Origin of the sequence: Mesorhizobium sp. Cs1299R1N1 (genome assembly GCF_037179655.1) — a bacterium.
Taxonomy (GTDB): domain Bacteria; phylum Pseudomonadota; class Alphaproteobacteria; order Rhizobiales; family Rhizobiaceae; genus Mesorhizobium; species Mesorhizobium salmacidum.
The window spans coordinates 278,508-291,921 of record NZ_JAPYKR010000004.1 but is presented as its reverse complement, the minus strand read 5'-3'; the positions used below and the strand labels follow the sequence as shown (position 1 = coordinate 291,921).

The following is a 13,414-nucleotide window of genomic DNA, read 5'->3' as shown; positions in this document are numbered from 1 at the left end:
TTCGCCCGGTTTTTCCTCATGTTAAGGATCGGTTCTCGCTGCTCGCCGGTCGTTGGCCGCAGCGTCATTGGATCGATTCATGCTGCTGCCGCCGCTTTCGCCCGAACAACTCGTGAAGCCGAGCCGTTTTGAGCTGCGCATGAGCCTGATCTTCGGCACGCTGTTCATATCGCTTGGCACCCATTTGCCCTATTTCCCGCTTTGGTTGCAGGCCAAGGGATTTCACGCCGAACAGATCGCCGTCATCCTGGCAGCGCCGATGTTCCTGCGCGTGCTGACGACGCCGCTGCTGACGACACTTGCCGATCGAGCCAGGGACCGCGCCGACGTCTATGTCGTACTGGTCGCGGCCTCGCTGCTGCTCTCCGCGGGGTACTTCCTGACACCGACCTACGCGACGGTGCTGGCGGTGTCGTTGTTGCTGACCATTGTCTGGACGCCGCATTCGCCGATCGCCGATTCGCTCGCGCTTTCGGGCGTGCGCCGCTTCGGTTCCAACTATGCGAGCATGCGTAAATGGGGGTCGGTCTGCTATCTCCTGGCCAATATCGCGGGCGGCTTCATTCTGGCGGCCAGCGGCCCTCAAGCCGTTCCGGTGATCATATTCCTTGCCCTTGGCGCGGCACTCGCCGCAGGCCTGCTGGCGCCGCGCATGGGGCGGCCGCGCAAAGCCTCGCCACTGTCGGCGGCGGAAATCCAGCACGCGGCGCCGGGGCTTTTTAATGCTTATTTCCTCTATTTCACGCTTGGCGTCGGCATCATCACCGCCAGCCATGCCTTCCTTTACGGCTTCGTCTCGATCTACTGGAAATCGATCGGCATCAGCGATTCCGTCGTCGGCCTGCTGTGGGCTTGGGGCGTCGTCTCCGAAGTCTGCATGTTTTTGTTGTTCAATCGCATTTTCGCCTCCGTATCCGTCGTCCGGGTAATGCTCATTGCCGGCATCGGTTCGATCGTGCGTTGGTTCGCCTTTCCGTTGGTGTGGCCGCTCGGCCTTGGCGTCGGCGGGTTTTTCGCCGTGCAGTCGCTGCATTCGGTGTCTGTCGCGATGGTGCTGATCGGCCTGCAGAAGATGATCGCCGAGACCGTGTCCGAAGAGCGCACGGGTGCCGCGCAAGGCATCGCCTATTTCTTCAACGGTTTCTTCATGGCCGCCGTCACGCTTGCGTCCGGTCCGCTCTATGACCGTCTGGGCGTCGACGGGTTCCTTGCGATGATCCCGATCGCGATCATTGGCCTCGTGCTGATCGGGCTTGCCGCGCGCTCAGCCCCACAGCGCCCGGTCCGGCGGTGAGACGAGCGATCCCTGGTAAACGAGGCCCGGCACACGGTCCCGGGCAAGCAGCAGCGGCCCGTCGAGGTCGACGAAATCGGCTCCTTGCGCGAGCAGCACAGCCGGCGCCATTGCCAGCGACGTGCCGACCATGCAGCCGACCATGACGCCAAAGCCCAGTTCACGGGCGCGGTCGCGCAAGGTGAGCGCCGCCGTCAGGCCGCCGGACTTGTCGAGCTTGATATTGACGGCGTCGTAGAGACCGACAAGCGCTTCGAGGTTCCCCGCTTCATGAACGCTTTCGTCGGCGCAGACCGGCACCGGATGCGCGATGTGGCGCAGGATGCCGTCCCGGCCCGCCGGCAGCGGCTGTTCGATCAGGGCAATGTCCTGTTCGGCGGCAAAGGCGAAGTTCGCGACAATGTTGTCGTCGGTCCAACCTTCATTGGCATCAAGGATCAGTCGGCTCTCGGGTGCTGCCTGTCTCACCGCCCGGATGCGGGCGATGTCGTTGGCGCCGCCGATCTTGACCTTGAGCAGCGGCCTGCCGGCATTGGCGCGAGCCTGCGCCGCCATCGCTTCCGGTTCGCCGAGCGACAGCGTGTAGGCGGTTTCGAGCTGATGCAACGGGGCCGGCCAGATTGCGTTCGCCACCGGATTGCCGCTGATCTTGGCTTCAAGGTCCCAAAGGGCACAGTCTATGGCGTTACGCCCCGCCCCCGCCGGCATTGCGTCGAGCAGGGCGGTGCGGTCCATCCCGCTGGCGATCCGGTCGCGCATCGCCTCGATCGCATCGTGAACACCCTCCATCGTCTCGCCATAGCGCTTATAAGGAACACATTCGCCGCGCCCGACATGGCCACCCTGGCTGATCGTGCAGGTGATGACCTCGGCCTCGGTTTTGGAGCCGCGCGAAATGGTGAAGGTTCCGGCGATCGGAAACCGCTCGGCCTCGACCGAAATGACACGCGCCATATTTTTCTGCTCCGGCTATGCGAGAAGGGTTGTCGGCAAATCGACAAGGTCGGACCCATCAGGCTAAACAGGACGCCATGTTGACCATAGGCAAGCGCGACGCAAGCGGCACGACCGCCTCGGGGGGTGACCACGACCCGCGCGTGGCGGTCGGCGAGGAAGATGGCGTTCTCGGCTGCGCATTCTCCGGAATCTGGACGACACGCACCGTGGCGCTGATCGACGCCGACATGCGCAAAATCGAGAAACGAAGCGGTTTCAAGACCCTGGCGCTTGATCTTTCAAAAATCGAGAAGATCGATACCGCCGGCGCCTGGCTGATTGACCGGCTGGTCAGCGCCTTCGAGAAGAAGAACGTCGAGGTCCGGCTGCAAGGCCAAAGCGAGATCGCCTCCATCCTGCTCGACGCGGTCGGCGAAGCTGTCCGGCGCGAACCCGAATCCGGACCGGCGCGGCCGCCCAACATTGTCATTCGGGCACTGGAGGCGGTTGGCCGGCGCGTCTACGAGATGCGCGACGATTTCCTCGCTTCGATGAATATATTGGGCGCCACCATCCGCGGCGCGCAGATGAAGCTCGGCCGCGGCCATGCCGTCAACCCGGCGGCGATCTTCAACCAGATCGATCGCATGGGCGTCGGCGCAATCCCCGTGGTGGTGCTGATGTCTGCGATCGTCGGCGCCATCGTTGCCCAGCAGGGCGCTTATCAGCTCAGCTATTTCGGCGCCGATATCTTCGTCGTCGATCTCGTCGGCGTGCTGATCCTGCGCGAACTCGGCGTGCTGATGACGGCAATCATGATCGCCGGCCGCTCCGGCAGCGCGATCACCGCCGAAATCGGCTCGATGAAGATGCGCGAGGAGGTCGACGCGTTGAAGGTCATCGGCCTCAATCCGATCGGCGTCCTGGTCTTTCCGCGCCTTGTGGCGCTGGTGATCGCCTTGCCCTGCCTGACGATCATCGCCAATTTCGCCGCACTCGGCGGCGGCATTGTTGCTGCCTGGCTTTACTCCGATATCCCACCCGCTGCCTTCATCGACCGGTTGCGTGTCGCAATCGATCTCAGCACGATTTTCGCCGGGCTGATCAAGGCGCCGTTCATGGCCATGATCATCGGCACGATCGCCTCCGTCGAGGGCATGAAGGTCGGCGGCAGTGCCGAATCGCTCGGCCAGCACGTGACCGCTTCGGTGGTGAAGTCGATCTTCGTCGTCATCATCCTCGACGGGCTTTTCGCCATGTTCTACGCAGCGATCGAGTTCTGACAAGATGGCGAAGGGCAACGGGATAGAGGTGAAGGGCGAGGACGACAGTGAAATCGTCCTCTCGGTGCACGACGTCACCGTTGCCATTGACGACAAGCTGATCCTCGACAAGCTGTCGCTCGACATCACGCGCGGCGAGATACTGGGGTTCGTCGGAGCGTCGGGCGCCGGCAAGTCCGTGCTGTTGCGCACCATTCTCGGGCTGATGCCCAAGCAGTCGGGAACAATCAAACTGTTCGGCGTCGACGTCGACAAGGCAAGCGATATCGAGCGGCTGCGCATCGACATGCGTCTTGGCGTGCTGTTCCAGCATGGTGCGCTGTTTTCGGCGCTGACCGTGATGGAGAACGTGCAGGTGCCGATGCGCGAATATCTCGACCTGCCCAGGAAGCTGATGGACGAGCTGGCGCTGCTGAAGATCGAGCTGGTCGGCCTGCCGCCGGACGCGGCGCAGAAATTTCCCTCCGAGCTCTCCGGCGGCATGATCAAGCGTGCCGCGCTTGCCAGGGCGCTGGCGCTTGATCCGGACATCGTCTTTCTCGACGAGCCGACGTCGGGCCTCGATCCGATCAGCGCTGCCGAGTTCGACGAGCTCGTCGTCAAGCTGCGCGACACCATGGATCTGACCGTTTACATGGTGACCCACGATCTCGACACGCTGTTTACCGCATGCGACCACGTGGCGGTGCTCGGCAAGAAAAAGGTGCTGGTCGAAGGCAGTATCGACGACATGCTGAAGAGCGAGGAACCGTGGGTGAAATCCTATTTCCGCGGAAAACGCGCCCGGCAACTTGATCTTGCCGCACGTGCATAGCCATAAGTGAAGCAATGGAAACCAGAGCCAACTACGTCATTGTCGGCATTTTCACGCTGGTTGCGATCCTGGCGGCTTTCGGCTTCGTCTATTGGACGGCCGCGATCGGCGACAGGGGCGAGACGACGCTGCTGCGGGTGCGCATTCCGGGCTCGGCTTCCGGTCTCGGCCGCGGCAGCTTCGTGCTGTTCAATGGCGTCAAGGTTGGCGACGTCAAGCGCGTCTATATCGACGTCGACAATCCAACTGTCGCCATCGCCGACACCGAGATCGACCGGATGACGCCGATCACCAAGTCGACGCAGGCCGATATCGGCCTCGCCGGCCTCACCGGGCAGGCCAATATCGAGCTCAAGGGCGCCGATCCCAAGGAAGTGAAGCTGCTCGACCAGGCCGAAAAGGAAGGCAAGGTCGCCGAGATCGTCGCCAACCCTTCGGCCGTGACCAATCTGCTGCAGACGGCGCAGAACATCTTCACCCGCGCCGACAAGGTGCTGACGGAGCTGGAAGGCTTCACCAAGGATGTCCGCGGGCCGCTGACGCAGACCGTGCACAACGTGCAGACATTTTCCGATGCACTGGCCAGGAATTCCGAGGGCATCGACAAATTCCTGTCCGCCGTCAGCGCGCTGTCCGACGAGCTGAAAGGCGTTTCAGGAAAGCTCGACGGCACGCTGAAGGCGGCGGAAGGCCTGCTCAATGCCGTCGACAAGGACAAGATCAAGAGCATCGTTTCCAACGTCGATACGGTGACAGGCAACCTCAAGGAAACCTCGCGGCAGCTCGACGGCGTGATCAAGAACGTCGATACGGCGGTGGGATCGGTCAACGACTTCGCCAAGCAGACGCAAGGCACGCTGGCCAAGGTCGATGGCGTGCTCGACGGCATCGACCCGGCACAGGTGCGCGAAGCGCTGGCCAACATCCAGAAGGCCAGCGACAGCGCCAACAAGGCGGCGGCCGACATCGCGGAGGTGACCGGCAAGATCGCCAATCGGGCCGACGACATCGACCAGACAATCAAGGACGCCAGGCACCTGGCGCAACGGCTTAACGACGCCTCGGTGCGGGTCGACGGTATCCTCGCCAAGGTCGACAAGCTGCTCGGCTCGGGCCAGGCCGACGGTGTGATGGCCGACGCAAGGGATACGCTGAAATCCTTCAAGCAGGTCGCCGATACGCTGAACGCCCGCCTTGGGGTCATTACCGACAATCTGGCGCGCTTCTCCGGCCAGGGGCTGCAGAATGTCGAGGCGCTGGTGCAGGACAGCCGTCGCTCGATCAACCGCATCGAGGAGGCGGTGACGGATCTCAGCCGCAATCCGCAGCGCATCCTTTCGGGTGGCGAAGGCGAGGTTCGGCAGTTCGACGGCAGGGCGCGGCGTTGACTTCGGCGCCGGCCCGCAGCAAGAACATAGCTCGTGAATGCGGGTTGATCTTACGATCCGGGGACAACGGGGATCACGCGTGACGTTGAGTAGGCTTGGAACGGGCGGGTTGAAATCAGCCGCGGCGCTGCTTGTCCTGACGGTTGCCGGTTGTGCGGTGCTGGGCGGCAAGCCGGCACCGCTCGACACGTTCGAACTGTTGGCGCCAATGGTCGACGCGCATGGCCATAGCCGCCGGCAGATTCTGATCGCCCAGCCCTCGGCGCTGAAGGCGCTGGACAGCCAGAACATCGTCATCAAACCCTCCGACCGCTCGATCCAGTATCTGAAGGGTGCGCAGTGGGCTGACCGCCTGCCGCTGGTCGTGCAGGCGCGGTTGGCCGAGACGTTCCAGCGCTCGGGCAGCTTTGCCGGCGTGGGGAAACCGGGCGAGGGGCTAGCGATCGACTATCAGGTGATCGTCGAGGTTCGGTCCTTCGAGGTGCGCGTCGATGGCGGCGAACATGCCGAGGTCGACCTGTTCGTGCGCTTGCTCAACGATCGCAACGGCGAAGTGAAGGCTTCCAAGAGCTTCACCGCATCCGCGCCCGTATCGGGCAGCGGCAACCCCGCCTATGTCCGCGCTCTCGACGCAGCCTTCGGCGATGCGGCCAAGCAGATCGTCCGCTGGACGGGTTCGGTGATCTGAGCGCCAGGCGCGCAGGGATTCAACCAAACTCTTTGGGGCTACAGACGTTCGAAGGCGTCCGGCCGCAGCTTTCCAGTCTTCATCAGGTGCTGCAGGGTGTAGGTCACGGACAGCGCGTCGTCTAGCGCGTCGTGCCCCTGCAATGGCGGGTGTTCGACGCCGTAGTAATCCGCAAGCTTGTTGCTCGGCGTCCTTGCCAAATCCTCGATCGGCATGCCGGCCGCGATCAGCAGCTTGACGGCGTTATCGAACCGGTTGGCCGGGATGGAAGGCTTGATGCCCGCGACATAGCAACTGATGGCGATCATGTTCAGTTCGTCCTTGCCCCAGGACCAGAGCCGAGCCCCATCTGAGAAACGATCGATGCCTGCAAGGGCATCTTCCAGCTCGACGCCCTCGGCCTCGATGATTTCTTCTGTGATGCCGGTCAGTCGGGTGAAGAACGGATCGAGCCCGTATCTCTCGCCAAATCGGTCGATCGGCCTGATATAGGCGTTGTGCGTGCCCAGCACGGGGAAGTCGCCTTCGAGGCCGAGCCTTGCCGCGCCGATCTGGGCGATGACCGGATCGGGGTCATCGGCCGCGCACCAGAATCTGCGTTGCGAGCCCTCAAGGCAGAGAAACTCGCAGTCGAAGATGATTGCCGTCTTCACAACTCAGGATCCGGTTCCGGAAAACGAAATAAAACCCGGATGCGTCTTCCGGATGGCGACGTCAGTCCCTTCAAGAAAAAAGGCGGGAGTCCCCCGCCTTTTTCGTTTTGGCTTGTCGACCGCTTACTGCAGGCGGCCGCTGGCATGGGCCAGCATGGTGTAGACCTTGCCGGTGTCCGACGTGAGATAGGTCTGCGCCATGATGTTGTCGCGGTCGTTGCGCGAGACATCCTTGAGCAGCTTCTCGAAATCGTCGCAATAGCGGTCGACGGCGGCGCGGAATTCGGCCTCCGCCTGGTATTTGCGGCGGATTTCGTCGAACGTCTGCTGGCCTTTCAGCGTGTAGAGCCTGCGCGTGAACACGTCACGCTCGCCACGCCGATAGCGGTTCCACAGCTCGATCGAGGCATCGTGGTCGATGGCCCGGGCGATATCGACGGACAGCGAGTTCAGCGATTCCACGACATGCAGCGGCGAACGCTGGGCAGGGGCCGGGCGCGGTGCTTCCGCGGGCGCCTGGGGGGCCGCCGGCCTGAGCTCGGCATCGTTCGACGCGGCGGTCAGCAGATCGCGCACCCAGCCGCCTTGCGGCGCGCGGGCAGTGGCATCGGCTGCACGCTGGCGCGGTGCCGCCTCCGCCGGACGCTCCAGATCGAGCGTGCCACGCAGTCCCGCGCCGCCCAGCGGTGCCTGTGGCGGGCGCAGATCCGCCTGCGGCTGTGCCGGGGCACGACGGGGCGGCTCGGCGGCGCGTGGGGCCGGTGCCTGCGGCGCCGGGCGCAAGGGGCGCGGTTCCGAGGAGTCGCCACCACGACCGGATTTCGCAACGATATCCGAAAGCTCCTTCAAGGCGTTGATCTGCTCGGAAACGGCGCGGCGGATAGCCGAGGTCGATTCCTTGGCCTCTTCCGGCATCTCGATGACGCCTTTCTTGAGCTCGGCGCGGGTGAGGTCGAGTTCGCTCTTGATCGAGCCCGCCGTGCGCCGCATTTCCTCGGTCGCATCGGCGAAGCGCTTGGTTGCCGACTCGACGACATCGGTGATGGCGTTGCGGATCTTGTCGGCCGATTCCAGCGTCTTGCCTTCGGCGTTCTGCAGCGTCTGGCCCACGAGGTTTTCGAAAGAACGCATGACCCTTTCGAGATCTTCCGACTTCTTGACCAGGCCGACGGCGAGGTCCTCGAGCGACGACTGTCTTTCCAGCGTGTGTTCGAGGTTGCTCTGGGCCGAGCTCAGGAGGTCGGAAGCGCCGGCGAGCAGACGGCTGTGTTCGTCGAACTTGGTGGCGATCGAGGCGACTTCGCGCAAGGTCGACGACGACAGTTCCGTCAGCCTTGTCGTGTTCGAATCGACCAGACGCGCCGAGCTGGCAAAGGTCTGTGCCGCCTTTTCGGTGGTCGCAGCGAAGCTTTGCGTACTGCCGGTCAGACGTTGGTCGACCTCGCCGAGGTTGACCGCGGCCTGCTCGATCAACTGACCGAGCTGCGAGCTGGATTTGGTCATGCGGCCGATGAGATCGGCGACGCTGTCGGACAGCGAAGAACGGGCGCCTTCGACCGCCGACAAGGTTTCGGCGGTACGGTTGGCGAGCGCGTTGACCAGGGTCGCATTCTCGCTACGCAGCTTCTCGGTCGCGCGTTCGGTGACTTCTTCCATGCTCTTTTGCAGTTCCGAGCCGCCCTGGGCGAAGCGCTCGACCAAAGGCCGCGCGGTTTCGTCGAGGATCTTCGACATCTCGGCGGACCGCGCCGCGAGCATGGTGTTGAGCTCGCGGGTGTTGGCACCGATCGTCTTGGCGGCGTCGTTGGTGCTCTGGCCGATATGCTGGCCGACCGCGGTGAAGGTCTCCGCGATCACGTTGGCACGCGATACGAGTTGCGCCTCGGCGGTCGATACCTGCTCGTTGAGCCTTTGGCCCATCGTCTCGGCAGTGTTGGCGAGCCGGTTTTCGACGCCGGCGATCTGCTCTTCGACTCGGGCGGCGGCGGCCGCCGCGCTCGACGCGAGACGCTCGTCGGCACCGGCGAGCGCCTGCTCGATTTCGCGGGCATGCACGGCAAGATCCTGGCCGGTCTGGCGCGCGCGATCGGCAACCCTCTGTTCGGTGCTTGCGAAGGCGCCGACGATGGTCTGCGCATGCTCGCCGATCGTCGAGGTGCTGTCGGCGATGCGCGAAACCAGGCGCTGGTCGGCGTCGTCGAAGATGCGGGCGATTTCGGACGCCCGGCTGGACAGCGCGCCCGAACCCTCGGCGATGCGCGAGACCAAATGCTGGTCGGCGGCGTCGAAGATGCGGCCAAGGTCCGACGCGCGGGCGGCGAGCGCCTCGGCGGATTCGCCGATGCGCATGCCGAGCCGCTGGTCGGCGCTTTCGAAGTTGCGCAGGATGTCGCCGGCGCGGGCGGCCAGCGACTGCGCCGTCTCCACGGCACGGGCGACGAGCTTCTGGTCGGCCGCGTCGAACGTGCCGGCAATCTCGCTTGCGCGGGCGGCCAGCTGATCGGCGGTCTCCTGGGCACGGGCGGCGAGCTTCTGGTCCGCCATGTCGAAGGTCCCGGCGATCTCGCCAGCGCGAGCGGCGAGCTGGTCGGCGGTTTCATGGGCGCGGGCCAGCAGCGAGCTGGAAGTGTCGTCGGCGCGGGCGAGCAAGGCGTTCGACGTATCTTCCGCACGGGCGTGCAGGCGCCGATCGGCCTCCTCGAAGGTGCGGGCGATGTCTTCGGCCCGTGCCAGCAGGGCGGCGGACGTCTGTTCGGCGCGCTCGGCGATCTTGCGATCGGCGTCACTGAAGGCCGCACCCGCCTGCTCGTGCAGCGTGCTGGTGACTTCCAGGACCTTTTCGCGCAAGGCGCCGGCGACGAAGACCGCGCTCTTCTCGAGCACGCTGCGGACGTTATCGACACCAGTCGACAGCGCGCGCTCCATGGTGCCGGCGCGTTCCTCGATGATGCCGGTCTGGCGGCTGAACGCCTGCTCGATCTTGTCGACATCGGCAGCAATCGCGGCGGAAATGTCCGTGCTCCTGGCCGCGATCTGGTCGATGTGGCCGGACAGCGAGCGATCGACGTCCCTGCGGGTCTCGGCGAGCTTGCCGAGATCGTCTTCCAGCGCGCGGCTGAGCATATTGCGGCCTTCGGACAACTTGCCGACATGTCCAGCGATGATCTCATCGATATCGCCGCGGCTTTCGGCCAGCCTCTGCAGGTCGGCTTCGAGAGCGCGCTTGAGAATGTCGCGGCCCTCGGCGAGCTTCTCGACCTGGCCGGCAACCAGACCGTCGATGCTGGATCGGCTCTCGGCCAGCTTGGCGAGATCGTCCTCCAGCGCCTTCGACAGTGTCGAACGCTCCTCGACAAGCCGCTCCGCATGATTGTTAACATGCCCGCTAACGGTCAGCAGGTCGGCCTCAAGCGCCTTCGACAGTGTCGAACGCTCCTGGGCAAGCCGGTCCGAATGGCTGTTGACAAGGCTGTTGACGGTTTCGAGATCGGCCTCCAGTGCACGGGCGAACTGGGAGCGATCGTCGACCAGTTTCTGGGACTGGTCGGCAACGGTGTTTCTGACCGTGTTGAGGTCGGCCTCCAATGCGCGGCGCAGGATGTCGCGACCTTCGGCCAGCTTCTCGACCTGGCCGGCGACCAGCCCGTCGATGCTGGAGCGGCTTTCGGCCAGCTTGGCGAGATCGTCCTCCAGCGCTTTCGACAAGGTCGAGCGATCCTGAACCAGCCTGTTCATGTGATCGGCGATAACGCTGTTCACATTCTGCAGATCGGCTTCCAGAACGCGCGAGAGCTGTCCGCGATCCTCGGCCAGTTTGTCCGACTGGCTCGATATGACGCTCTTGATCGTGTTGAGGTCGGATTCCAGCGCACGCTTGAGGATGTCGCGGCCCTCGGCCAGCTTCTCGACCTGGCCGGCGACCAGCCCGTCGATGCTGGAGCGGCTTTCGGCCAGCTTGGCGAGGTCGGCTTCAAGCGTCTGCGACAGCAGGCCGCGGTCTTCTGCCAGGCGCCCGGAATGGCTGTCGATCAGGCCGCGTATGCCCGACAGGTCGCTTTCGAGCGAACGGCCGAGCTGCGAGCGGTCTTCGGCCAGTTTTGCCGAATGCGCCTCGATGAGGTTCTTGATACCGGCAATGTCGTTTTCCAGCGCCTTGGCGAGCACCGCTCGGCCCTCGGCGATCTTCTCGACCTGGCCGGCGACAAGGCCGTCTATGTCGGCGCGGCTGTCGGACAGTTTGCCGAGATCAGCTTCCAGGGCGCGCGACAGGATGTTGCGGCCTTCAGCCAGCTTTCCGACATGTCCGGCGACCATTTCATCAATGATCGTGCGAGCTTGCACCAATTTACCAGAGTCTTCGTTGAGAGCCAGAGAGAGCCTGTTGCGGCCTTCTTCCAATCGTTCGAGATGACTACCGAGCGACGCATCGATGGCGGCGCGCGATTCGTTGACCTTGCGCAGGTCTTCTTCGAGCGCACGCGCTATCAGGCCGCGGCCTTCGGCCAGCTTCTGCACCTGGTTGGTCACGGCGGCATCGATGCCGGCGCGGCCATCGGCGAATTTCTCCAGGTCCGCCTGCATGGCGGCCGCCATGCGCTCACGGCTCTCGGAGAGCTTGCGGCTGTGGTTTTCGACGGCTTCCTCGATACCGACGCGCGCATCGGCAAGTCTCTGGATGTCGGCGTCGAAGGAGCGCGACACGACGTGGCGGGCTGCCTCCATGCGGCCGGCGAAATCGCTGGCGCGCGCTTCGAGCATGGATGAGGTCGAGGTGACGATGTCGGCCATGTCGGCGCCGATCTGGGTCTTGCCCTGATCGATCATGGCCGACAGCGTGTCCTTGCTCTCGGCGAAGGTGTGGGCGATTTCACGCGCACGCTCGACCAGAGTTTCGTTGATCTGGCGGGCACGGGCCTCAAGCGCGGCATTGAGCTTCTGGGTGCCGGTATCCAGCGCTTCTGCGCGGGTCTGGAACTCGCTGATCAGCGCCTGGCCGCGTTCGGCCAAGGTGCGCTCGATGCCGTTGAGGCTGGCTTCGAACTCGGAATTGAGGGTGCGCGCGGCGCCGCCGAGCAGCGAGACCATGCCGGTGGTGCGGTCGTCGAGCAGGTCGGTCAACGAACGGGTCAAGCCGTCCGTGGTGTCCGTCAGCTTGGCGATACGGGTGTCGAGCAGGCTGGCGAAAGCCTCACCAGAGGTTGAAAGCCGGTCGGTGATGTTGTCGAGGCGGCCCTCCACGGAGTCGAAGATCGACATCGAGCTTTCGTTGATGCGGTCGATCAGCGTGTCGCCGGAATTGGTGATCGTCATCGACAGTTTGGTCGACGCATTGAGGATGCTGTCGCGGATGATGTCGCTTGCCGCGCCGATTTCATCGCGCAACGTCTCGTGCGCGCCGGAGATCGAGGCGCGGACGCGTTCGGCATGGGTGACCACCGCTTCGCGTTCGCTGCCCAGTCCGTCGACCAGCGACCTGATCCGGGTTTCGTTTTCCGAATAGGAGCGCTCGATCTGGTTGACCTCGCTGTGGACCAGCGTTTCCAGTTCGACGGCACGGGCAAGGGTGCGTTCGATGCCTTCGCCCATTGCGGCCACCTCGCGGCGGACGGCCTGGCCGATCATCATGACGCGATCCTGAGCCATGTTTTCCGGCTCCGTCAGGCGGAAAGCCACTTCCGTCATCGATTGCGCGGCGATGCGCATGTCCTGGGCGCGGCGAATCATCGCCGCGAAGGCCCAGAACAGAATGACGGGCACGATTGCCGCGACGGCGAGGCCGATCAGTTCGGGGCGGGCAAAGAACTGGTCCAGCGTGCGTATCCGCCAGATGCTCGGTCCAAAAAGCAGGTTGGCCAATCCGCCGGCGCCGGCGATCCAGGCGAGCGAGACAAAGGCGATGACCCAGTAGATGGTATTGGAGGCGCGCCTGTTCAGGCTGTGCAGAAGGGTCTTGTAATCTTTCTGGCGATCATCGTTGGCTGGCGCGAAGCCGGCGGGCTGGCCACCGTTGCGCGTCTCCACCGGGCGAAGCTCGGCCGGCTTGGCCATTGGCGCGGGTTTGGCGGCCTGAGCTTGATTGACGACGGGCGCCGTCGGCGGCTGATTGCGTCCCTCGCGTGCCAGCTCGTCTGCGGCCTGGGATATCTGCGCTTCCAGATCTTCCATCGAAGCCGCGATATCGAGGTCGCCGCTGTCGGCATCGCCGCTCAAGTCGAGATCGAGTGCTTTTTCGAGTTCCCTGGCTACGTCGCTGTCGAGATTTCTGGTCGTCGTTGGTTTCTTCGCCATGCCTTCGCTACCCTGTACTAGCTGCCGCGGGGGCTTATAATTCTGTTTGTCTTACCCCCGCGCAGGAGGC

At 64.0% G+C, this 13,414-nt stretch carries 8 protein-coding genes; 5 read left to right on the top strand and 3 right to left on the bottom strand.

Annotated elements, in window-relative coordinates:
- The first annotated feature begins 79 nt into the window (after positions 1-79).
- Positions 80-1,294 carry an MFS transporter gene (locus O7A70_RS11315; RefSeq protein ID WP_337140449.1) on the top strand — a complete coding sequence of 405 codons (1,215 nt, stop codon included), beginning with the start codon at positions 80-82 and terminating at the stop codon, positions 1,292-1,294.
- Here the strand turns inward: O7A70_RS11315 and dgcA are convergent.
- Positions 1,265-2,248, bottom strand: coding sequence for an N-acetyl-D-Glu racemase DgcA (gene dgcA, locus O7A70_RS11310; RefSeq protein ID WP_337140448.1), 984 nt, complete (start codon positions 2,246-2,248; stop codon positions 1,265-1,267). The genes O7A70_RS11315 and dgcA overlap by 30 nt on opposite strands.
- A 77-nt stretch (positions 2,249-2,325) precedes the next feature.
- On the opposite strand from dgcA, the gene O7A70_RS11305 reads away from it, so the two are divergent.
- Genes O7A70_RS11305 through O7A70_RS11290 form a run of 4 tightly spaced genes read left to right on the top strand, consistent with a single transcriptional unit; the run spans position 2,326 to position 6,403 of the window.
- Entirely contained in the window at positions 2,326-3,513 is a 1,188-nt protein-coding gene (locus O7A70_RS11305) for an ABC transporter permease (RefSeq protein WP_337130390.1), read from the top strand.
- 4 nt (positions 3,514-3,517) lie between these two features.
- A complete protein-coding gene (locus tag O7A70_RS11300; protein ID WP_140503653.1) occupies positions 3,518-4,327 on the top strand; it encodes an ABC transporter ATP-binding protein in 810 nt (269 codons plus the stop codon).
- Positions 4,328-4,341: 14 nt separating this feature from the next.
- Positions 4,342-5,715 carry an MlaD family protein gene (locus O7A70_RS11295; RefSeq protein ID WP_027146358.1) on the top strand — a complete coding sequence of 458 codons (1,374 nt, stop codon included), beginning with the start codon at positions 4,342-4,344 and terminating at the stop codon, positions 5,713-5,715.
- 37 nt (positions 5,716-5,752) lie between these two features.
- Positions 5,753-6,403: an ABC-type transport auxiliary lipoprotein family protein gene (locus O7A70_RS11290; protein WP_337140447.1), complete on the top strand. Its 651-nt coding sequence runs from the start codon at positions 5,753-5,755 to the stop codon at positions 6,401-6,403.
- Positions 6,404-6,441: 38 nt separating this feature from the next.
- Here O7A70_RS11290 and O7A70_RS11285 read toward each other — a convergent pair whose 3' ends face one another.
- Positions 6,442-7,056 carry a 3'-5' exonuclease gene (locus O7A70_RS11285; protein ID WP_337140446.1) on the bottom strand — a complete coding sequence of 205 codons (615 nt, stop codon included), beginning with the start codon at positions 7,054-7,056 and terminating at the stop codon, positions 6,442-6,444.
- A gap of 123 nt (positions 7,057-7,179) precedes the next feature.
- Complete coding sequence (locus O7A70_RS11280) at positions 7,180-13,344, bottom strand: kinesin (protein ID WP_337140445.1); 6,165 nt, start codon at positions 13,342-13,344, stop codon at positions 7,180-7,182.
- Positions 13,345-13,414 lie beyond the last annotated feature (70 nt).